A 21,292-nucleotide genomic window follows, 5' to 3' on the forward strand; every position below is an offset into this window, starting at 1 on the left:
GCGGCTCCAGGAGCTCGACCGGTGACCGTGCCCCCCGACGCCTCGGGCCTGACCGACCTCGTCGAGGGCATGCGCGTGGCCACCGGCCGGATCGCGGCCGCCGTGGAGGCCGCGCTGGCTGCCCACGACCCGACCCGGAGGGGAGACCTCGACAAGGTCGAGGCGGTCGTCCGCGACCTGCTCGGCGACCGCGAGGTGCTGGTCCACGGCGGCGGGTTCGTCTCGGCCCCCGGGGTCCTCGCCGACGCGCCGTGGTGGCTGGAGTGGTTCGCGTGGGACTCGGGCAGCGTCCAGCGGCTGGTCTCCGAGACCGACCCGGCCGGCGCCCACTTCTTCGACTACACGCTGATGCCCTGGTACGCCGGGCCGCGCGACCGCGAGGCGCCGGACGGGGTCGTGACCGGTCCCTACGTCGACTACCTCTGCACCGACGACTACACGCTGACCTTCACCCGCGCCGTACGCCGCCCCGACGGCTCGTTCGCGGGCGTGGCCGGCGTCGACGTCCGGGTCTCGGCCGTCGAGCACCACGTCCTGGCGGGGCTGCGGGCGACCGGGCGGGTGCTCGCGCTCGTCAACGAGGCCGGGCGGGTGGTGGTCAGCACCAGTGCGGCGCTGCTCAGCGGCGACCTGGTCGACGACGTGGACGTCCCCGGGCTGCTCGCGGCGAGCGACCCGCGGCTGGTGCCGGTCGCCGGCTCCGAGCTCGCGCTGCTCGATCTCGGCGAGCGCTGAGGGTCACGACTCGGCAACAACGGGGTCGGGATTTTGGTCCCACCCGGTGGGGTGGATGAGGATGCGCCCCATGTCTCGCGGTGCGTGGTTCCGGCTCCTGCTCGTGGTCGGCCTGCTGGCCGGCTGCGCGTGGATCTCCGTCGAGCGCGAGCCGCGCCTCGGCCTCGACCTCCGCGGCGGCACCCAGATCACGCTGCAGGCCGAGAGCACCGACCGGGCCGAGGCCAACGCCGAGAACGTCGACCAGGCGATCGAGGTGCTGCGCGGCCGGGTCGACGCCCTCGGTGTCTCCGAGCCGACGCTGGCCCGCTCCGGCGAGGACCGGATCCTCATCGAGCTGCCCGACGTCCAGGACCCGCGCGAGGCCGTCGACGCGCTGGGTCGTACCGCGCAGCTGACCGTCCACCCCGTGATCCGCACCGTCGCCGACCCCGAGGCGAAGCCGCAGGACGACGCCAACCAGGTCCTGCCCAGCGACTCCGGTGACGTCATCGAGATCGGCCCGTCGGCGCTCGACGGCTCCGAGATCACCGGCGCCGAGGCAGGTCTCGACCAGACCGGCGTGCAGTACTCCGTGAACGTCGACTTCAGCAACACCGGCTCCGACGCCTTCGGGACGCTCTCGGCCGATGCTGCCTGCCAGACCGACGCCCGCAACCGGATCGCGATCGTCCTCGACGGCGAGGTCATCTCCTCCCCGGGCGTCAACGTGGCCTGCGGGTCGAGCATCCGCAACACCACCCAGATCACCGGCGACTTCACGCAGGAGGAGGCCCAGAACCTCGCGATCCTGATCGAGGGCGGCGCCCTCCCGCTGCCGGTCTCCGTCATCGAGCAGCGGACGGTCGGCCCCACGCTCGGCGCCGCCGCCATCGAGGCGTCGTGGCAGGCCGCGCTCATCGGCCTCGCCCTCACCCTGCTGTTCATCGCGCTCGTCTACCGCCTCGTCGGCTTCCTCGCCACGATCGCGCTGACGTCCTACGCCCTGCTCGCCTACGCGATGCTGGTCGCGCTCGGCTCGACGCTGACGCTGCCCGGCCTCGCCGGCTTCGTGCTCGCCATCGGCCTCGCGATCGACGCCAACGTGCTGGTCTTCGAACGGGCGCGGGAGGAATACCACGCCCAGCCCGACCGGGGGCTGACCGCCGCCCTCAAGATCGGCTTCAACAAGGCGTGGAGCGCGATCATCGACTCCAACGTCACCACGCTGCTCGCGGCGGCCCTGCTCTTCATCTTCGGCTCCGGCCCGATCAAGGGCTTCGGCGTCACCCTCACCATCGGTGTCGTCGCCTCGATGGTCTCCGCGCTCGTCATCGCCCGGGTCCTCACCGAGGTCGGCGTCGGCACCCGCTTCGTCCAGAAGCGGCCCGCGATCAGCGGTCTCGGCAACCTCGGCCGGGTCCGGACCTGGCTCGAGCGCCGCAACCCCGACCTGATGGTCAAGCGCAACCTTTGGCTCGCGATCTCCGGCGCCCTGCTCGTCGTGGCGATGGGCGGCATCGTCGGCAAGGGCCTCGACCTCGGCGTCGAGTTCACCGGCGGCAGGGTGCTGGAGTACTCGACGCCCCAGCCGATCTCCGCCGACGACGCCCGCGCCGCCGTCGCCGACGCCGGCTTCCCCGAGGCACAGGTCCAGGAGAGCGACGCCGACAAGATCAGCGTCCGCGTCGGCCAGGTCACCGACGACGAGGCGGTCGAGATCGAGCAGGCCATCGGCGACGCCGCCGGTGGGGCGACCAAGGAGCGCGACGAGAAGATCGGCGCCTCGCTCGGCACCGAGCTGCGCGACAAGGCACTGATCGCCTTCGGCATCGCGCTGCTGGTCCAGATGCTCTATCTCGCGATCCGCTTCAAGTGGACCTTCGGCGCCTCCGCCGTGCTCGCGATGTTCCACGACGTCCTCATCGTCGTCGGCCTCTTCGCCTGGCTCGACAAGCCGATCGACGGCATCTTCCTCGCTGCGGTGATGACGATCATCGGTCTGTCGGTCAACGACACCGTCGTCGTCTTCGACCGCATCCGTGAGCGCTGGCGCGGCTCCCACGAGCAGGACTTCACCTCGGTCGCCAACAAGGCCGCGGTCGAGACGATGCCGCGCACGGTCAACACCGGCCTCGGTGCGATGTTCATCCTCGCCGCGCTCGCCGTCCTGGGCGGCGACTCGCTCCAGGACTTCGCGATTGCGCTGCTGGTCGGCCTGGTCGTCGGCACCTACTCCTCGGTCTTCACCGCGACCCCGCTGCTGACCCACCTCCAGGAGCGATGGCCGATGACCCGCGCGCCGAAGGTCAAGCGGACCGTTCGCGACCCGGAGGACTCCGGCGCCGTCCTCTAGGCCGGACCCATCTCCCACGCGCGGACGGTGACGTCGGCGCGCTCCGCCTCGAGGGACAGCGGCTCGCCGATCCCGGTGTAGCTGCGGGTGGTCAGCGGGGTGCCGTTGGCGAAGACCTCGACGACCGAGTGGTCGACGACGACCCGGACGTCGACCTGCCCGTCGCCGGGGACCGGCTCGCCGTTGAGCGTCGTCGCCCCGTCCCGCCTCAGCTCGTACGCCGCACCGCGGACCCGCCACCTGACGCTCCCGCCCTCCTCGAGCGTCACCCGCAGCTCGACGTCGAGGGCATCGCCCGCGATGTCGTCGCCGGACAGCTCGGCTCCGCGCAGCGTCGCGACCTCGGCGACCGGCTGCTGGTGGATCGTCCCGTCGGCGCGCAGGGTCAGCTCGCGGGGCAGCGACATCACCCCGGCCCACCCGGCCTCGAGGCAGTCGGCCTCGGGTCGTGCCTCGGGGAGCCAGCCGAGCATGATCCGCCGGCCGGAGTCGTCGCGGTAGGACTGGGGGGCGTAGAACGCGCCGCCGCCGAGGTCGAGCCGGTGGAGCGCGTCGGGCGTGAAGGCGTCGCCCTCGTAGTGGCCGGTCCACGCGAGGGCGTGGATCAGGTCGTCGTCGTGCCACGCCGAGAACGTCAGCACGTGGCGGCCGTCGAGCCCGAAGAGGTCCGGGCACTCCCACGCCGACCCGGTGTCCGGCTCCGCCCGGCGGGCGCTCGAGGCCAGCGTGGCGGCGTACGTCCACGACCGGAGGTCGGGGGAGTCGAACAGCAGGGCGCCGCCGGAGCCGTCGCCGAACCCGGCGCCCATCAGCATCCGCCAGCGGCCGTCCTCGCGCCACACGCAGTGGTCGCGCAGGACGGTGAGATCGAGGTCGGGCAGGTCGTCGTGCGCGGTGAGGACCGGGTTGCCGTCGTGCTTGCGCCACGTCCGGAGGTCGGCGCTGCCCAGCGCGAGGCAGGCCTGCTGGAGCTCGCCCTCGCGGTGGCCGGAGTAGACGAGCGTGGGGGTGCCGCCGTCGTCGACGAGCACCCCCGACCAGCAGCCGTCGGCGTCGGCGGGGGTGTCAGGGCGGAGCGCGACCGGTTCGTGACGCCAGTGGACGAGGTCGTCGCTGGTGGCGTGGCCCCAGGCGATCCGGTCGTGGCGCGCCTCGTCGGGGTTGTGCTGGTAGAAGGCATGGTGGACGCCGTCCCACTGGCCGAGGCCGTTGGGGTCGTTGAGCCAGCCGGAGGGCGGCACCAGGTGGAAGGTCGGCCGGTGCGGGTCGCGCATGGTCCACAGGGTGGCAGGTCGGGGGTCCACGGTGTCGGGGCGGCCACCTAGAGTTCGGGGGTGCCCGAGCAGACCGCCGCCCGACCCGCCGTCGCCGACGTCCTGGGCGCCGCCGTGACGGCGCTCGGCGGCCAGCAGCGCGACGGCCAGGTCGCGATGGCCGAGGCGGTCGCCGAGGCGCTCGAGGGCGACCAGCACCTGCTCGTCCAGGCCGGCACAGGCACTGGCAAGTCGCTCGCCTACCTTGTCCCGAGCCTGCTCCACCGTGACCGGGTCGTGGTCGCGACCGCGACCCTCGCGCTCCAGCACCAGCTCGTCGAGCGCGACATCCCGCGGCTGGTCGAGGCGGTGTCGCAGTCCCACCCCGACGTCGACACCTCCCACGCCGTCCTCAAGGGCCGCTCCAACTACGCCTGCCTCCACCGGATCCGCGCCGGCGTCCCCGACGACCAGGGGACGCTCGTCGAGGTCCCGGAGGGCTCGATGGGCAAGAAGGTGCTCGAGCTGCGCCAGTGGGCCGAGCAGGAGGCGGAGTCGGGCGGGACGGGCGAGCGCGACGCCGCGCCGCGTCATACCGACCGCGAGTGGCGGCAGGTCAGCGTCGGCCACCGCGACTGCCTCGGCGCGAGCAAGTGCCCGTTCGGCCAGGAGTGCTTCGTCGAGGTCGCCCGCGAGCAGGCCCACAAGTCCAAGATCGTGGTCACCAACCACTCCCTGCTCGCGATCGACGCGATCGAGGGGGTCCCGATGATCCCTGACTACGACGCGGTCGTGATCGACGAGGCCCACGAGCTCGTCGCGCGGGTGACCCAGGCGGCCACCGACGAGCTGTCCGTCGCCGACGTCGACCGCGCGGCCCGCCGCTCCCAGCGCCACGTCGAGGGGACGGAGGCCGACGACCTCGCCGACGCCGGCGACGCGCTCCAGGTCGCGATGCTCGAGGCCGACCAGGGCAGGTTCGACCTCGTGCCCGAGGCGCTCTCCGACGCCCTGGTGCTGGTCCGTGACGCCGCGCGCGCCTGCCTGTCGGCCTATCCCAAGGAGAAGGAGTCCGGCGAGGGGGATGCCGGGCGCCAGCAGGCGAAGGGCTCTGTGCAGGACGTGTTCACGACCGCCGAGCGGATGGCGGCGAACAGCCAGCACGACGTGCTGTGGCTCTCCGACGGCCCGGGCGGCCAGCCCTCGACCCAGCGTCGGCTCCACGTCGCGCCGCTCCAGGTGTGGGGGACGATGCGCGACAAGCTGCTCACGGAGAAGACGGTCGTCTTCACCAGCGCGACGCTGCGGCTCGGTGGTGACTTCGGTCCCGTGGCGACGACGTTCGGGCTCAAGCCGGCCGAGGAAGTCGGACCAGGCGCCGAGGACGGCCACGACGACGGCACGGTCCCGTGGCGCGGCCTCGACGTCGGCTCACCCTTCGACTACGGCAAGCAGGGCATCCTCTACCTCGCCCGCCACCTGCCCCCGCCAGGCCGCGACGGGCTGGGGGAGAAGCAGCTCGACGAGATCGTCGAGCTGGTCGACGCGGCCGAGGGCCGGACGCTCGGGCTGTTCTCGAGCCGCCGCGCGGCGGAGGCCGCGGCCGAGGTCGTGCGCCAGCGGCTGCCCCACCTGACGACCCTCGCCCAGGGCGAGGCCCAGCTCCCCGAGCTCGCGAAGCAGTTCGTGGGCGACCCCCACACCTGCCTCTTCGGCACCCTCAGCCTCTGGCAGGGCCTCGACGTCCCGGGTGACACCTGCCAGCTCGTGATCATCGACCGGATCCCCTTCCCGCGCCCCGACGACCCGCTGATGTCGGCGCGCGCCAAGGCCGCCGACCAGGCCGGCCGCAACGGCTTCATGGAGGTCTCGGCCACCCACGCGGCCCTGCTGCTCGCCCAGGGCGCGGGCCGGCTGATCCGGACCACGACCGACAAGGGCGTCGTCGCGGTCCTCGACCCGCGGCTCTCGACGGCGCGCTACGGCGGCTTCCTCAAGGCGAGCCTGCCGCCGATGTGGACCACGACCGACCCCGCCGTCGTCCGCCAGGCCCTGAAGCGCCTCGCCGGTTCCTGACGAGGCGCTCCGGGCCGTGGTCAGCGGCGGAAGGCCGTCGTCCGGATGCCGAAGACCTTCCCGTCGTCGAGGGGCTGGCCGAGGCAGGCGAACGGGCTGTCGATCGACACCCAGCAGTTGCTGCGACGACTCGCGTTGGCGATCACCAGCTCGACGTACTTCACCTTCCGCGCGCTGAACGCACCAGCGGTGGTCGACCATCCCCGCTTGCGGAACTTCAGGGTCGTGGACGCGGTCTTCCCGCTCTTGAGGTGGGTCACGACCCGGCTGACGGGCGCGGTCGCCTTGGGCGGCATGTCGACCTGCACCTTCAGCCGCCAGTCGGCGCTCCCCAGCTTGCGGGAGGGCTTGATGCGGAGCGCGAGGTTCGTGAGGTGGTTCACCGGGATCTCACCAGCTGCGACTCTGACGCGGGGCGACAGCGTCGCCGAGTCCGCCGGGGCGGCGGGCCGGTACGCCGCGGCCTTGCCCTCCGCGAGGGCCTTGGCGGGTTGCCGCATGGCCTCGGCGAACTGCCCGTAGGTCTTGGTGAAGCTGGTCCCGCGGGCGGCGAGGACGTTCTGGAGGGCCTGCGTGGAGAAGTCGTCCGGGTCGCCGGCCCGACCGCTCAGTCGCTTCCAGAGATCGAGGACCAGGGTCGGCATGCCACCGGTCTCGCCGCGCCACCGCTCGGTCAGGTACTGGAAGAAGACCCAGTTGCCGTAGTGGGCGGAGTCGCCGTAGTAGTCGAGCGGGTAGTAGGGACGCCCGACCTGTCCCGCCTGGATGTACTGGCGGTTGTCGTCGACGGAGTCGAACAGCTGCTCCTCGGCCCAGGTCGCGGTGGCCTCCATGACCCAGCCGTCCTCGAAGGTGTCGTAGGCGAACTGGACGGCGTGGAAGTACTCGTGGGCGAGGGTGACCTGGAGGTTCTCCAACGGCGTGTTCGCGGGGAACTCGGCGAAGTCGTCGTCGATGACGCAGTAGGCCCATCGGTTGTAGGTGTCGCCACCCTGGTCGGTGGTGCAGTAGCCGTAGAGGCCCTGGTCGCCGAGGTTGGCGAGGTAGATGTCGACCTTGCCGGAGGAACCGCCCAGCGAGCCGTCGGGGTCGGGTCGGCGGTAGCCGGCCGCGGTGTAGGTGCTGTTGACCCCCTCGGCGAGGGCGAGCGCCTGCTCGACCGAGTCGGGGACCCCGTTGGCGGGCGAGGTGTCCGTCATGTTCGGCGCGTCGGACGTCGTCGGGACGTAGTGGATGCAGACGACGTCGCCGCAGCGGGGCGTCGCCTCGGTCGTGGTGTAGCCGTTCCCGTCGGGGTCGGCCCCGCCGTCGGTGGGGCGGGCCAGCAGCCGGTCGGCAGCCTCCCGGTCGCTGGCCGACAGGTCGTCGTAGGCGCGGACGAGGTTGCGGAGCGCCAGCGTGGCGTCGGCACCCTTCTCTGCCTGCCGACGCGCGGCAGCGGATGACTTCTCGGTGAGGAGCCGCTGGGCCCGGTCGAGGGCGGCTGTGGCCCGGTCGCCGGCGGTGACGGCCGTGGGTCCGGGCAGCTCGGGGCCGGTGAGGTCACGCGGCGCCGCGGAGGCGCTGGTCACCCCCAGCAGCGGGACGGTGAGGAGTGCGGCCAGCAGGGCGGCCGCGAGACGTGCGCGCATGGGTGGGTTCCCCCGAGTCGGGCGACAGAGACGAGGAAATCTAACCCGGCTGCTCCGGGGGCGCACCGGTTCTCGGTCGGTCAGTCGTGGACGAGACGGCCGCGGACGAGAAAGGGCCGGTTGTCGAGCGCGCTGCTGGTGTTGGCCATCACGACCTCGACGTACTTCACGGAGCGGTTGAAGGGGATCCGCGCCTTCGGTCGCGTCACGCGCGGCCGGACGATCGTCGAGCTGACGGCGCCGTTGCGCCGATGGATCAGAACCCGCGCCATCGGCTTCGCGTCACGCGGCTGTTCGAGCCGCAGCCGCAGCGTGAAGTGGTGGCTGCGCAGCGACCGGTCGGGACGGATCCGGACGGTCTGGCTGGCGAGGTGGTCGACGCGGCGCGTCCAGCGGGGCGTCGTACGCCGCTCGCGGGAGAGGGTGCGGGAGCGGACCGGCCGTGCGGGCCGGTAGTCCGCCGCGTCGCCCTCGGAGAACCGCTGCTCGGGATAGCGCAGTGCACCGACGAACCGGCCGTAGACCGAACGGAAGCCGCGGCCGCGGTCGGCCAGCACGTGCCGGATGCCGGCGACGGAGGACGCGTCCGGGTCACCGGGGCGGGCGCCGAGGCGCTCCCACAGGTCGAGGACGATCGTCGGCATCGTGCCGGTGGTGCCCGACCACCGCTCGGAGAGGAACTGGAAGAAGGCCCAGTTGCCGTATTGCGCACTCTGCCCGAAGTGGTCGAGCGGGAGCTCGGGCCGACCGACCTGCCCGGAGCGGAGGTATTGCCGGTTGTCGTCGACGTCGTCGAAGACCTGCTCCTCGGCCCAGGTCGCGGTCGCCTCCATCACCCACAGGTCCTCCCAGTAGTCGTAGCCGAACTGGACGGCGTGGAAGTACTCGTGGGCGAGGGTGACCTGCAGGTTCTCCAGCGGGGAGTGCTGCGGGAACTGCCGCGCGGCCATGTCGTTGTCGACGACGCAGTAGGCCCACCGCGTGCGGACGCTGAAACCGCCCGGCTGGTCGGAGGTGCAGTAGCCGTAGAGCCGCTTGCTGCCGACGTCGGCGAGGTAGAGGTCGACCTTGTCCTGCTCGCCGCCCAGGGCGCCGTCTCCCGCCGGCCGGTCGTAGCCGGCTGCGGTGTAGGTGTCGTTGACCTGCTCGGCGAGGTCGAGCGCCTGCTGGGCGTACGCCGGGGACGCGGCGTCGCTGGTCGTGGCGACGTAGTGGACGCAGACGGTGGCGCCGCACAGCGGCGTCTCCTCGTCGACGGTGTAGCCGTCGTCCTCTGGGTCGTTCGCCTTGTCGGTGGGCCGGGCGAGCAGGCGGTCGGCCGCCCGCTGCTCGGCCGGGCTGAGGCGGGGGTAGGCGCGCCCCAGCTCGAGCAGCGCGGTGGTGGCGTCGGGCGCGGGCGTGGTCCCGCTCGCGGCCGGAGACGTCAGCGCGGCCTCGGCCTGCACCAGCGCGGGGTCGCGCGGCGCGCCGCCCGGAGCGGCGCTCGCCGGTCCGGCGGTGGGCAGGGCGAGCGCGAGGGCGACCAGGAGGCTGACGGGTCCGAGACGCATGGGGCGCACGCTAACGCGCAGCCCCTACGGCAGCCGATTCGTCCCGTCGTACCCACCCCGGGGTCCGCCGACCCCGAAGAACGACGAGAGCGTCGGTGCGACGTCGACCGTCCGGGCCTGCAGCGACGACGAGTGGCGGCGCGGGACCCGCGGGTGACCGCCGGTCAGGAAGAACGGGATCGGGATCGTCGCGGGGTGGCCGTGGTTGCCCGGGATCGGGTTGGAGACCGGGTCCTCGCTGAACCGTCGGCCCTGCTCGCAGTAGAGCACCACGTCACCGGCTTCCGGTCCGAGCCGCAGGAACCGCTTGGTCCGCGGGTGGGCGTGGAGGACGCCGTCGACCGAGCGCGCGGCGTCCCGCATCCGTGCCACCGCCTCGTCCCGCTGCCGCGCCGGCCCGAGCCAGTAGAGCAGCTCGACGCCGCCGTTCTCGGCGATCGCGACCCTCCCCGCCAGCATCGGGTCGGCCTCGAGGGCCGCGCCGACGCTGACGGTGCCGTTCGGCGGCGACCAGTCCATCGAGTGGTCGGCGAGGACGACGACCAGGCTGTGCTCCCACGCGCCGGTCGACTTCAGCCGGTCGACGAGCCGCGAGACCTGGACGTCGGTGTCGGCGAGCGCCGCGTGGCGGGCGATCCGGGCGTCGAGCGCCCCGGTGAAGTCGCTGTGGCCGACCCGGTCGACGTCGCCGAGGTTGACGAAGACCAGGTTGGGGTCGTGCTCCTCGACCATCGAGAGCGTCGCGTCCATGGTCGCGACGTCGGGGGCGTGGCCGCTGACGGGGATGACCGGCGCCGGCTCCCAGCGGTAGGTCGCCCGCTCGCCGAAGATGCCGTAGAGGTATTCCTTGCTCAGCACCGTCCCGGTCGTGAAGCCAGCCCTGTCGAGCCGCTGGATGACGGTCTGCGCGTGGAGGTCGGAGGGCTGGTCGAGCGTGCGGGTCTCGCCGAGCGCGCGGTCGAAGATCACGTTGGCCGGCACACCGCTGCGGTCGGGCCGCACGCCGGTCATCATCATCACGTGGTTGGGGATCGTCTCCATCACCGGCATCGAGTGGGCCTGCGGGTGGTCGAGCCCGCCGGCCCGCAGCGCGGCCAGGGTGGGGGTGAGGGTCGGCGTGATCTCGTCGGGCTTGCAGCCGTCGACCACGACGACGTACGCGCGCTTGCGGCCCTGCGCCGCGGCGGCGACCCCGCCGGGGAGCAGGACGGTCGAGAAGACGGCACCGGCACCGCCGGCGAGGAAGGTACGGCGACCGACGTTCAGCGCGGCGTTCATCGCGCACCTCCCACCGGGGCGTCGGCCGGCTCGACCCGGCTCGTCCCTGACCTGGTCACCCACGAGGCGTCCCACCGGACGGTGGCGTCCCGGTCGGCCCGGTCGCTGATCACGAACCAGTCCATCTGCGCGCGCTCGGGGGTGAGGTCGAGGACGGAGTAGCCGTGGTCGTCGAAGTTGAGGTAGCGGATGTGTCGGTTGTTGGCCTTGATCCCCTCCTCGACCGCGGTGCTGGTGACGCCGGTCGGGTCGCCGGTGATGTCCTTGAGGTTGTTGGAGGTGACCGAGCTGCACACGAACTCGACGCCGGCGGTCACGCGGGCGGGGTTCTCGTAGAGGTAGTCCGAGGCGTCCTTCGGCAGCTCGCAGGCCCACCCGGAGTGGATGTCGCCGGTCACGAACACGACGTCCTCCACGGAGTGGTTGAGGAGATGGCGCAGGACCCGGTTGCGGTCGGCGGTGTAGCCGTCCCACTGGTCGGCGTTGTAGGCGACCCCGTCCTCGGGAAGGAGCCCGGTCACGTCGTTGACCGCCCCGGTGAGCTCGTCGGGGAGCGTCCCGAAGTCCACCGGCGCGATCATGACCGGGTTGCCGACCAGGTTCCACTGCGGCCCGCGCCGCATCAACGAGTCGCGCAGCCAGTCGAGCTGCTTCGCGCCGGTGATGGAGCGCTCGGGGTCGCTGACCCCGGTCTGGTCGGCCTGCTCGTCGCGGTAGGTCCGCAGGTCGAGCATCGAGATCTCGGCGAGCGCGCCGAAGCGCAGCCGCCGGAAGAGGCGGGTGCCGTCACGCAGGTCGGCGGTGCCGCTCATCCGCACGGGCATCCACTCGTCGTACGCACGGTGGGCGCGGGCGCGGCGCCGCCGGTAGTCGCCCTCGGTGTCGGGCTGGTGGTTCTCCGCTCCGGCCTTCCACTGGTCGTTGGTGACCTCGTGGTCGTCCCACGTCGCGATGAAGGGATAGCGCGCGTGCAGCTCCTGCAGGTCGGGATCGGCCTTGTACTGCGCGTGGCGCTGGCGGTAGTCGCCGAGGGCGACCATCTCCTTCGCCGGCTCGTGGGGCCGGATGTCCTCGTTGGACGGGCCGTAGCCGTACTCGCCCGGCCCGTACTCGTAGAGGTAGTCGCCGAGGTGGAGGACCGCGTGGAGGTCGTCGCGGGCCGCGAGGTGGCGGTAGGCCGAGAACCAGCCCGCCTGCAGGTTGGCGCAGGAGACGACCCCGAAGCGGAGGTTGTCGGGGGTGGCGCGCCGGGCGGGCGCCGTCCGGGTGCGGCCGGTGCGGCTGGTCGTGCCGCCGTAGGTGAAGCGGTAGTGGTACCAGGTCGCCGGGTCGAGGCCGTCGACGTCGACCTTGACCGTGTGGTCGCGACTGGCGCCGGTCGAGACGTGCCCGCGGCGTACGACGCGGGTGAAGCCGGCGTCCCGTGCGACCTCCCAGTGGACCCGCACCGTCGGACCCTGCCCCGAGCCGGGTGTCGAGGCGGGCGTGGGGGTGACCCGGGTCCACAGCAGGACCCGGTGGGGCAGGGGGTCGCCCGAGGCGACGCCGTGGGCGAAGACGCCGTCGTCGGCGGCGCGCGCGGAGCCCTGGCCGAGGACCGGCAGCGCGACAGCGCTGACCGCTCCGGTCGCCAGGACGGTACGGCGGGGGACGAGGTGGCTCACGGACAGGTCAACGACCCACCCGGCCCCGGGTTAGCGAACGCCGCGTGAACGGAACGCGACGGTCACATCCTCCGCAGGACCGCCGTGACCTTGCCGAGGATCGTGGCGTGGGTGCCGTCGATCGGCTCGTAGGCCGCGTTGTGGGGGAGCAGCCAGACCTGGCCGGTCTTCTTCTGGAACGTCTTGACCGTCGCCTCGCCGTCGATCATCGCCGCGACGATCTCGCCGTTCTCGGCCGTCGGCTGCTGGCGGATCACGACGTAGTCGCCGTCGCAGATCGCCGCGTCGACCATCGAGTCGCCGCGGACCTCGAGCAGGAAGAGCTGGCCGTCGCCGACGAGCTGGCGCGGCAGCGGGAAGACGTCCTCGACCCGCTCCTCGGCCAGGATCGGGCCGCCGGCCGCGATCCGGCCGACCACCGGGACGTACGACGCCGCGGGCCGCGCGTCACCGACGCCGGTCTCGTCGAGGTCGTGCTCCTCGGCGCCACCGATCGAGCGGCGCGCCGCCATGACCTCGGGCAGGAAGACCTCGAGCGCCCGCGGCCGCTTCGGGTCGCGCTTGAGGAAGCCCTTCTCCTCCAGAGTCTTGAGCTGGTGGGCGACGCTGCTGGAGCTGGTCAGCCCCACGGCCTCGCCGATCTCCCGCATGCTGGGCGGGTAGCCGCGCTTCTCCATCGCGTCCTTGATCGTCGCGAGCACCTTCTGCTGGCGCGCGGTCAGCCCGGTGGTGTCGGGCGGGCCGTCGGGCAGCTCGGTGACACCCTCACGACCGGAGCTCTTCTTCTGCGGCATGCGCTCAGGGTGCCACCACCACGCCCCCCGGATCAAACACCTGTTCGAACGGCGTGTCGCTACCCCTGGCCGGGGTCCGAGGGGAGCCAGACCCACTGCGGCACGAGGCAGACCGCCTCGAACCCGAGCCGTTCGTAGACCGGCCGTCCCAGGTCGGTCGCGTGGAGGATCGCCTGCCGCGCTCCCCGTTCGTGCCCGGCCTGCAGGAGCGCCCCCGTCACGGCGTACCCGATCCCGCGGCCGCGTGCCGACTCGACCGTGGCGATGTTGTAGAGCCCGATGGTGCCGTCGTCGATCCAGCCGCTGCCGACCGCCACCGGCTCGCCGCCCATCCGCGCCAGGATGTTGACCAGCTGGCCGGCGGGCACCCCGCCGAGGACCTGGGTCATCGGTCCGGCGAGGTCGGGCGGCATGTCGAAGCCCCTGAGCATGGTGCCGATCCAGGGATCGGGCTCGACGGCGACGTCGACCAGGGTGAGGTCGAGGGCCGCGGGGACGGCAGCCTCGACCGGACCGTCGAGCCGCCGGTGCATCCCGGGGGTGTCGCCGCGGCCCATCCCGGCGGCGGCGAGCGCCGCCTCGAGCTCGGGCGAGGTGTGGGACGGCGTGGTCCACCACAGCCACGGCAGTCCTCGCTCGACGTACGCCGCCACGAGGCCGGCCGTGCGGTCTCCGGCCGTCCCGGGGGAGAACGAGGCGCCGAGGACGGCGTTGAAGAGCGGGAAGGGGATGTCGGAGACTGCGGCGAGGACGTCGGTGTCCGGGAGCGGTGTCATCGGTGGGCACTGCTGGGCCGCGCGGAAGAACGAGAGGAGGTTCTCCTCGACCGGCGCCACGCGGGGGTCGCTCACCCTTGGACGCTAGTGCGTGGTTGACTCCGGCGCCATGGCCTCCTTGAGCGGTTCCGGTGCTGGGTCGAGCGTCGTCGTGACCGGGGGGGCGCGCGGCATCGGCCGGGCGATCGCGGAGCTGCTGGTGGCCCGTGGCCACCACGTCGTGCTGACCGACATCGACGGCGCGGCCGCGGCCGACACGGCCGCCGAGATCGGCGCCGACGAGGGGCTGACCCACGACGTCCGCAACCCCGCCGACCACCGTGCCGCCGCCGAGGCCGCCCTCCACCACGCACCGCTGACCGCCTGGTTCAACAACGCCGGCGTCGGCGACGACGGCCGGCTCGCGGAGATGCCGGACGACCAGGTCCGCCGGCTCGTCGAGGTCAACCTGCTCGGCGTGATGTGGGGGATGCGGGCCGCGCTCGACGCGTTCGGCCCCCGGGGCGGCGACATCGTCAACACCGCCTCGCTCGCCGGCCTCGGCCCGATCCCTGGCTACGGGGCCTACGCCGCCACGAAGGCCGGTGTGGTGTCGCTGACCGGCTCGGTCGAGCTCGAGACCCCGCCGTCGGTGCGCGTCCACGCGGTCTGCCCGGACGTGGTGCAGACGGCGATGCTCCACGAGGGCCACACCCACGACTCCCTCGGCTCCCGCCTCGCCCACTCCGGCTCCCGCGTGCTCGAGCCGGCGGAGGTCGCGCAGGAGGCGGTCGGCCTGCTCGGCACGAACCGCGTCGTCCTCAGCGTCCCGCGATCGCGCGGGGGAGTGGTGCGCCTCTCCGCCCTCGCCCCCTCGGTCTCCCGCCACGCGATGAAGCTGGTCGAGGCGAAGGGTAAGAAGGCGATCGCCAAGGATGCCGGCCGCCAAGGGCGCCGCTGATCTCGACGGACGTGTCGTCGGCCTTGCACGGCTGACCGAGCTGACCCCGGACCTCGTCGCGCTCGACCAGGTCTCCACTGATCCCGCCGTCGCCGGGCAGGGGGTCGGCCGCTGGCTGCTGGAGCACGTCGTCTCGGGCTGCCGCGAGGCCGGCTACTCCGCCATCTGCGGCACGATCTTCCGCGACGTGGCCTTCAACGGCCCGTTCTACGGGCGTCTCGGCGGTGTCGAGGACCCCGACCCGCACGTCCGACACTCCGTTCGAACACATGCTTGATTTGTTCGAACACCTGCTCTAACTTCGTACATGTGTTCGATCGAACCTCTGATCGAAACCCGAGGTTGTCAGTGGCTTCCGTCAGGGTCTGATTCGAACACCGACCGACAGGCTGACCGCCACTTCCCCAGGAGGTCCCGATGAGCACCATGGCCATCACCCCCAGCGTTTCCTACACCCCGTCCCTGCGACTGACCCGGCGCGGCCGGCTGGTCGTCTTCATGACGGGCCTGCTGCTGGTGCTGGCGCTCGGCGTGCTCTGGGGCTCCGGCTCGGTGGCGAGCGAGGAGCCCGGTCGCGACGCGACGCTCACCGTCCAGGTCGAGCCCGGCGACACCCTCTACGACCTCGCCGCCCGCGTCTCGACCGGCGACGTCAACGCCACGGTCGAGCGGATCCAGCAGCTCAACCACCTCGAGTCCTCGATGGTCTACGCAGGGCAGAAGCTCCGCGTCCCCGTCGAGTAACCCCACAACTGAATAACTTCCTCCGCCCGGTTCCGACTCGACCCCGGACCGTGCGGAGGGCCGGGGAAGACTGCGCCTCGGATCGAGCCACACGCTGGCCTCGGTCCGAGGCGCAGCGGCGTCCGGCCCAGGTGGTCGAGCCGCCCGCCGGGCCTAGGTGGTCGAGCCGCCCGCCGCGCCTAGGTGGTCGAGCCGTCCGAGCCGCTAGGCGAGGGCGAGTGTCGAGACCTCCGGACCCCGTTCAGCGGGCCGCGCGCCGCCCGCCGGGGATCCGCGGGGGAGCGTCCGGCTCGTCAGGAGACGACGGGGTGCGCTCCGAGGTGATCCCCAGGGTCCGCAGCAGCCGCGCGATGAGCATCAGCCCGATGAAGAGACACGCGACCGCCCCGGCCGAGGCGAGACCGAGGAAGAGCCACGCGTCGGAGGTGCCCGACCGGGCCTGGACGCCGAAGTCGATGGCGGCCTTGACGAGGTAGCCCCAGGCCACGACGCCAGCCGTGATGCCGATCGCCAGCAGCAGCACGCTCGGGCGGAAGCGCGCCCTCTTCTTCGCCCCCGCGCGCTTGCCCCGACTCGCCACGAGGGCCATTGTGCCAGCCCCCGACACGCCGTCCTCCGAACCCACAAAGGGGGCCTGACCTGCGGTTTTGAAAACCGGTCGAGACAACTTCGGAAACTGTCCCCGTTCCGCTTGCACCCCGTCGGTCCGCGACGTACGGTTACCACTACATCTAGTAGTTACACCGTTGTGGTTCTCCACATCTAGTTCACAAGAGCCGGGTGTGTCACCCACAGCACAGCGCGATCCATCCACAGCAAACCCCGTCTGATCCACAGGCCGAGCCGCCCGTTCGCAGGGCGATGTCGGCGCGCCCGAAAGGAGGCGATCCAGCATGCAGTGTCCCTACTGCCGTCACGCAGACACCCGGGTCGTCGACTCGCGCGTCGCCGACGACGGCAGCGCGATCCGGCGGCGGCGTACCTGCGCCTCGGAGACCTGCGGCAAGCGCTTCACCACCGTGGAGCTGATGCAGCTGACCGTGCTGAAGCGGTCGGGCGCGACCGAGCCGTTCACCCGCGAGAAGGCCGTCGCCGGCGTCCGGAAGGCCTGCAAGGGCCGCCCGGTCTCCGAGGACGACCTCGCGTGCCTGGGCCAGGCGGTCGAGGACGCGCTGCGGCAGAGCGGCGGCGCCGAGATCCCGGCCCACGAGGTCGGCATGGCGATCCTCGGCCCGCTCCGCCAGCTCGACCAGGTCGCCTACCTCCGCTTCGCCAGCGTCTACCGCGCCTTCGAGTCGGTGGACGACTTCGAGAAGGAGATCGAGCTGCTGCGCCTGGAATCGGACGCAGCGTCCGAGGCGTCAAGCGATCCGCAACCCCAGCCCACGGGCTGACCACGATCTGGCCCGGCGTGTGTAGTGGGGAAGCTGCATGCGCCGGGCCACACCAAGCACCCACCCCCTCGCCGGCCACCCGAGACGGCCGGTCGAGGGACCGCAGTTGTCGGTGGCGCGAGCCACCATGGAAGAAGCACCACCACACCGCCCACACCGGGCACCACCACTGGGGAGAGTCGGCATGACGGAGACGGTCAGCAACAGCGCAGGGACTCGTAAGAAGGGCGCGGGTCTCACGATCGAGCGCATCTTCTCGACCGAGGGGGTGCACCCCTACGACGAGATCACGTGGGAGCGCCGCGACGTCGTCCAGACCAACTGGAAGACCGGCGAGACCGTCTTCGAGCAGCGCGGCGTCGAGTTCCCCGACTTCTGGAGCGCCAACGCCTCGACGATCGTCACGACCAAGTACTTCCGCGGCGCCGTCGGCACCGACGCCCGTGAGCAGAGCCTGCGCGAGCTGATCGACCGCGTCGTGAAGACCTACCGCCAGGGCGGCGAGGACCACGACTACTTCGCGACCGAGGCCGACGCCGAGCTCTTCGAGCGCGAGCTGACCTGGCTGCTGGTCCACCAGTACTTCTCGTTCAACTCCCCCGTGTGGTTCAACGTCGGCACCCAGTCTCCCCAGCAGGTGTCCGCGTGCTTCATCCTCTCGGTCGACGACTCGATGGACTCGATCCTCAACTGGTACAAGGAGGAGGGGTTCATCTTCAAGGGCGGCTCCGGTGCCGGCCTCAACCTCTCCCGCATCCGCTCCTCCAAGGAGCTCCTCTCCTCCGGTGGTACGGCGAGCGGCCCGGTCTCCTTCATGCGCGGCGCCGACGCGTCCGCGGGCACCATCAAGTCCGGCGGCGCGACGCGTCGTGCGGCCAAGATGGTCGTGCTCGACGTCGACCACCCCGACATCGTCGAGTTCGTCGAGACCAAGGCGCGCGAGGAGGACAAGATCCGCGCGCTGCGTGACGCCGGCTTCGACATGGACCTCGGTGGCGCCGACATCACCAGCGTTCAGTACCAGAACGCCAACAACTCGGTCCGCGTCAGCGACGAGTTCATGCGTGCGGTCGAGGAGGGCGGCGAGTTCGCCCTGCGCGGCCGCAAGCACGGCGAGGTCATCGAGATGGTCGACGCCCGCGAGCTGTTCCACAAGATCTCGAAGGCCGCGTGGGAGTGCGCCGACCCGGGCCTGCAGTACGACGACACGATCAACGACTGGCACACCAACCCCGAGACCGGCCGGATCACCGCGTCCAACCCGTGCTCGGAATACATGTCGCTCGACAACTCGTCCTGCAACCTGGCGTCGCTCAACCTGCTGAAGTTCCTCAAGGACGACGACACCTTCGACGCCCAGCGGTTCGCCGACGCGGTGCGCATCATCATCACCGCGATGGACATCTCGATCTGCTTCGCCGACTTCCCGACCGAGGCGATCGGCCAGACCACGGTCGACTACCGCCAGCTCGGTATCGGCTACGCCAACCTCGGCGCGCTGCTGATGGCGATGGGCCTGGGCTACGACTCCGACGGCGGCCGGGCGATGGCCGCGGCGATCACCTCGCTGATGACCGGCACCTCCTACGCCCGCTCGGCCGAGCTGGCCGGCGTGGTCGGCCCCTACAACGGCTACGCCCGCAACTCCGACGCCCACCAGCGGGTCATGCGCAAGCACCAGGCCGCCAACGACTCGCTGCGCACGATGCACGCCAACGACATGTCGGTGCACAAGCTGGCCACCCAGGCCTGGGCCGACGTCATCAAGACCGGCGCGACCAACGGCTTCCGCAACGCGCAGGCCTCGGTCCTCGCGCCCACCGGCACCATCGGCTTCATGATGGACTGCGACACCACCGGCATCGAGCCCGACTTCTCGCTGGTGAAGTTCAAGAAGCTGGTCGGTGGCGGCTCGATGCAGATCGTCAACCAGACCATCCCGCGGGCCCTGAAGAAGCTGGGCTACGACGAGGAGAAGATCGAGGCGATCGTCGACTACATCGCCGAGCACGGCCACGTGATCGACGCGCCCGGACTCAAGACCGAGCACTACGAGATCTTCGACACCGCCATGGGTGCCCGCTCGCTCAAGCCGATGGGCCACGTCCGGATGATGGCGGCGGCCCAGCCGTTCCTGTCCGGCGCGATCTCCAAGACGGTCAACCTGCCGGAGACGGCGACCGTGGAGGAGATCGAGGAGGTCTACCTCCAGTCGTGGAAGCTCGGCCTCAAGGCCACCGCGATCTACCGCGACAACTGCAAGGTGGGCCAGCCGCTCGCCGACGGTGGCGGCAAGGCCAAGAAGGACGCCGCCGACAAGGCTGCGGCCGACGAGGCCGAGACCACCAAGGTCGTCGAGAAGATCGTCTACGCCCCGACCCGCAAGCGGCTCCCGAAGTCCCGGGTCTCGCGCACCACCTCCTTCACCGTGGGTGGCGCCGAGGGCTACATGATCTCGGGCGCCCACGAGGACGGCCAGCTCGGTGAGGTCTTCCTCAAGCTCGGCAAGCAGGGCTCGACCCTGGCCGGCGTGATGGACGCCTTCTCGATCGCGGTGTCGGTCGGCCTCCAGTACGGCGTGCCGCTGGAGACCTACGTCTCGAAGTTCTCCAACCTGCGCTTCGAGCCCGCCGGCCTCACCGACGATCCCGACGTCCGGATGTCGCAGTCGATCATGGACTACGTCTTCCGACGCCTGGCCCTGGACTACCTGCCCTTCGAGCAGCGCTCCGCCATGGGGATCTACTCGGCCGAGGAGCGCCAGCGCTACCTCGAGACCGGCTCCTACGAGGCCACCTCCGAGGAGACCGGCTCCGCCGCCGAACTCCTCGCCCCGGCCCCACAGGTAGAGGTCGTCGAAGGTGGTCGAGCAGCGAGCGCAGCGAGCGACGTCGAGACCTCCGCCGCGAGCGAGGCCGGCGCCAAGCCCGCCCCCAAGGAGGCCCACACCTCCGCCGAGCTCCTGGAGAAGATCACCGGCACCGCCGTCGACTCCCCGCTCTGCATGACCTGCGGCACGAAGATGCGCCCCGCCGGCTCCTGCTACGTCTGCGAGGGCTGCGGGAGCACGTCCGGCTGCAGCTGATAGGTCGACGTCAGACGGGCGTGGCGGAGGTTCCTCAGCCACGCCCGTCTGGGTTGTGACACAGCACTTCGCCCCGGTTGAGCTACCGCGCGAGTCGCTGCATAGCGCCCCGTGCGGGGTTGCTAGGCCCCTGGGGAGTCTGATAACCGGGCGGACAACGACCGTGCGCGGTCCGGGGGGACCGAGCACTCTCCCCGCACTCGTCACAACAACTTCGCGGCGTCTGGCACCCAGTCATACTGAGTTGGAACGAGTTCTGCCGGAGCCGGATCCCAGTCGAAGAGGCGGAACTCGCCGGATTCCGAGAGCACCTCGTCGTTTGCGCTGAACTCGATGCCTGACCAAATGCCCATCACGCACTCGCCGACGTGCGTACGTGCCCACTCAACCTCGTTGCGGGTCACGATGACGCTCTCTCCGGCGCTCGTCGTGCCCTTTGCCTCCAAGTAGCGAACAACGTCGCCTTTGAAGGCACGGGCGTCGTATGGATGCCCGACGCGGGTATCCACGACCTCCCAGCCGTCTGCGCGATAGAGCGCCATGAGTCGATCTTGTGCGGCGTCCTCAATTTTTCTCCGCCGCTGAGGGTCCGAAACCGGAGTCTGCCCCGTGGCAAAATGCAACGGTTCACGGCTCGGTCCACTGAGCACCGCGTCAGCAATCGGGATGGCGGCCGTGCGACCCGCCCGCGTAAGCGTCCAGCGACCCCGCTCGGTTACACCCTCGATGAACGGCGCGATCAAACCAGTCTCAACCATGCGGTTCCGTTCCCAGGCAGTCTGATTCTCCCATTTCGGTTCGGCGCGTCTTGGCTGACTCTGGCGATCCTCCACGGTCAGCGTGACCCCGAAGTGCTCGTCAATCCAGTCGAGGGCCTGACGCTTCGTAGCGGAACCTCCGAGCGCTGTGAGGGCGAGCAGGAGGTAGTCGTGCAGGACACGCTGAGGTGTGATTGCCACCGCCGCAGTCTGGCCTACTGGACAGTGTCCGGTCCGGAGAACTGTTGGGCGGCCTGGGCCGAGGAGGCCGACCTCGAC

Annotated in this window: 17 protein-coding genes; 8 read left to right on the forward strand and 9 right to left on the reverse strand. The window is 71.3% G+C overall.

The window, feature by feature from the left end; all coding sequences use genetic code 11:
* Positions 1-21: 21 nt before the first annotated feature.
* Entirely contained in the window at positions 22-735 is a 714-nt protein-coding gene (locus tag ABD091_RS13300; protein WP_343919177.1) for a cache domain-containing protein, read from the forward strand.
* 70 nt (positions 736-805) lie between these two features.
* Positions 806-3,070, forward strand: coding sequence for a protein translocase subunit SecD (gene secD / locus ABD091_RS13305; protein WP_343919179.1), 2,265 nt, complete (start codon positions 806-808; stop codon positions 3,068-3,070).
* Here the strand turns inward: secD and ABD091_RS13310 are convergent.
* Positions 3,067-4,344, reverse strand: a complete 1,278-nt coding sequence (locus ABD091_RS13310) for a glycoside hydrolase family 32 protein (protein WP_343919181.1) — start codon at positions 4,342-4,344, stop codon at positions 3,067-3,069. The genes secD and ABD091_RS13310 overlap by 4 nt on opposite strands.
* A 60-nt stretch (positions 4,345-4,404) precedes the next feature.
* Between ABD091_RS13310 and ABD091_RS13315 the strand changes: the two genes are divergently transcribed.
* Entirely contained in the window at positions 4,405-6,399 is a 1,995-nt protein-coding gene (locus ABD091_RS13315) for an ATP-dependent DNA helicase (protein WP_343919183.1), read from the forward strand.
* 20 nt (positions 6,400-6,419) lie between these two features.
* Here ABD091_RS13315 and ABD091_RS13320 read toward each other — a convergent pair whose 3' ends face one another.
* From ABD091_RS13320 to ABD091_RS13345, 6 genes are all read right to left on the reverse strand, one after another.
* Entirely contained in the window at positions 6,420-8,030 is a 1,611-nt protein-coding gene (locus ABD091_RS13320) for an MXAN_6640 family putative metalloprotease (protein ID WP_343919185.1), read from the reverse strand.
* Between the two features lie 80 nt (positions 8,031-8,110).
* A complete protein-coding gene (locus ABD091_RS13325; RefSeq protein WP_343919187.1) occupies positions 8,111-9,580 on the reverse strand; it encodes an MXAN_6640 family putative metalloprotease in 1,470 nt (489 codons plus the stop codon).
* A 24-nt stretch (positions 9,581-9,604) separates the two neighbouring features.
* Positions 9,605-10,858 (reverse strand): alkaline phosphatase family protein, encoded by a 1,254-nt coding sequence (locus ABD091_RS13330; RefSeq protein ID WP_343919189.1) that lies wholly within the window; start codon positions 10,856-10,858, stop codon positions 9,605-9,607.
* Entirely contained in the window at positions 10,855-12,522 is a 1,668-nt protein-coding gene (locus ABD091_RS13335; RefSeq protein WP_343919191.1) for an alkaline phosphatase D family protein, read from the reverse strand. The genes ABD091_RS13330 and ABD091_RS13335 overlap by 4 nt, the downstream gene beginning before the upstream one ends.
* Positions 12,523-12,584: 62 nt before the next feature.
* A complete protein-coding gene (lexA, locus tag ABD091_RS13340; protein WP_343919193.1) occupies positions 12,585-13,316 on the reverse strand; it encodes a transcriptional repressor LexA in 732 nt (243 codons plus the stop codon).
* Positions 13,317-13,375: 59 nt separating this feature from the next.
* Positions 13,376-14,167, reverse strand: coding sequence for a GNAT family N-acetyltransferase (locus tag ABD091_RS13345; RefSeq protein ID WP_343919195.1), 792 nt, complete (start codon positions 14,165-14,167; stop codon positions 13,376-13,378).
* A 34-nt stretch (positions 14,168-14,201) separates the two neighbouring features.
* Here ABD091_RS13345 and ABD091_RS13350 point away from each other — a divergent pair, with 34 nt between their 5' ends.
* The 3 genes from ABD091_RS13350 (at position 14,202) to ABD091_RS13360 (ending at position 15,776) form a co-directional block, all read left to right on the forward strand.
* Positions 14,202-15,032, forward strand: coding sequence for an SDR family NAD(P)-dependent oxidoreductase (locus tag ABD091_RS13350; RefSeq protein WP_343919197.1), 831 nt, complete (start codon positions 14,202-14,204; stop codon positions 15,030-15,032).
* Positions 15,007-15,309 (forward strand): GNAT family N-acetyltransferase, encoded by a 303-nt coding sequence (locus ABD091_RS13355; RefSeq protein ID WP_343919199.1) that lies wholly within the window; start codon positions 15,007-15,009, stop codon positions 15,307-15,309. Before ABD091_RS13350 ends, ABD091_RS13355 begins: the two co-directional genes overlap by 26 nt.
* Positions 15,310-15,449: 140 nt before the next feature.
* Positions 15,450-15,776: a LysM peptidoglycan-binding domain-containing protein gene (locus tag ABD091_RS13360; RefSeq protein ID WP_343919201.1), complete on the forward strand. Its 327-nt coding sequence runs from the start codon at positions 15,450-15,452 to the stop codon at positions 15,774-15,776.
* Between the two features lie 241 nt (positions 15,777-16,017).
* Here the strand turns inward: ABD091_RS13360 and ABD091_RS13365 are convergent, their stop codons facing one another.
* The gene (locus tag ABD091_RS13365) at positions 16,018-16,356 is read right to left on the reverse strand and encodes a hypothetical protein (protein ID WP_343919203.1); all 339 of its coding nucleotides are present in this window, start codon (positions 16,354-16,356) and stop codon (positions 16,018-16,020) included.
* 313 nt (positions 16,357-16,669) lie between these two features.
* On the opposite strand from ABD091_RS13365, the gene nrdR reads away from it, so the two are divergent.
* Both nrdR and ABD091_RS13375 read left to right on the forward strand, forming a co-directional pair.
* On the forward strand, positions 16,670-17,170 hold the full coding sequence (gene nrdR / locus ABD091_RS13370) for a transcriptional regulator NrdR (RefSeq protein WP_343919205.1): 501 nt from the start codon (positions 16,670-16,672) through the stop codon (positions 17,168-17,170).
* A 184-nt stretch (positions 17,171-17,354) separates the two neighbouring features.
* Entirely contained in the window at positions 17,355-20,255 is a 2,901-nt protein-coding gene (locus ABD091_RS13375; RefSeq protein ID WP_343919207.1) for a vitamin B12-dependent ribonucleotide reductase, read from the forward strand.
* 203 nt (positions 20,256-20,458) lie between these two features.
* Here ABD091_RS13375 and ABD091_RS13380 read toward each other — a convergent pair whose 3' ends face one another.
* Positions 20,459-21,214, reverse strand: a complete 756-nt coding sequence (locus ABD091_RS13380) for a winged helix-turn-helix domain-containing protein (protein ID WP_343919209.1) — start codon at positions 21,212-21,214, stop codon at positions 20,459-20,461.
* Positions 21,215-21,292 lie beyond the last annotated feature (78 nt).

This window comes from Nocardioides aestuarii, from assembly GCF_039527245.1.
Classification (GTDB): Bacteria; Actinomycetota; Actinomycetes; order Propionibacteriales; family Nocardioidaceae; genus Nocardioides; species Nocardioides aestuarii.

What these genes read in the sequence shown, in the direction of transcription:
- secD (WP_343919179.1), top strand. Translation starts at nt 806, where the DNA reads ATGTCTCGCGGTGCGTGGTTCCGGCTCCTGCTCGTGGTCGGCCTGCTG.
- ABD091_RS13310 (WP_343919181.1), bottom strand. Translation starts at nt 4,344, where the DNA reads ATGCGCGACCCGCACCGGCCGACCTTCCACCTGGTGCCGCCCTCCGGC.
- ABD091_RS13320 (WP_343919185.1), bottom strand. Translation starts at nt 8,030, where the DNA reads ATGCGCGCACGTCTCGCGGCCGCCCTGCTGGCCGCACTCCTCACCGTC.
- ABD091_RS13325 (WP_343919187.1), bottom strand. Translation starts at nt 9,580, where the DNA reads ATGCGTCTCGGACCCGTCAGCCTCCTGGTCGCCCTCGCGCTCGCCCTG.
- ABD091_RS13330 (WP_343919189.1), bottom strand. Translation starts at nt 10,858, where the DNA reads ATGAACGCCGCGCTGAACGTCGGTCGCCGTACCTTCCTCGCCGGCGGT.
- lexA (WP_343919193.1), bottom strand. Translation starts at nt 13,316, where the DNA reads ATGCCGCAGAAGAAGAGCTCCGGTCGTGAGGGTGTCACCGAGCTGCCC.
- ABD091_RS13350 (WP_343919197.1), top strand. Translation starts at nt 14,202, where the DNA reads ATGGCCTCCTTGAGCGGTTCCGGTGCTGGGTCGAGCGTCGTCGTGACC.
- ABD091_RS13355 (WP_343919199.1), top strand. Translation starts at nt 15,007, where the DNA reads ATGCCGGCCGCCAAGGGCGCCGCTGATCTCGACGGACGTGTCGTCGGC.
- ABD091_RS13360 (WP_343919201.1), top strand. Translation starts at nt 15,450, where the DNA reads ATGAGCACCATGGCCATCACCCCCAGCGTTTCCTACACCCCGTCCCTG.
- nrdR (WP_343919205.1), top strand. Translation starts at nt 16,670, where the DNA reads ATGCAGTGTCCCTACTGCCGTCACGCAGACACCCGGGTCGTCGACTCG.
- ABD091_RS13375 (WP_343919207.1), top strand. Translation starts at nt 17,355, where the DNA reads ATGACGGAGACGGTCAGCAACAGCGCAGGGACTCGTAAGAAGGGCGCG.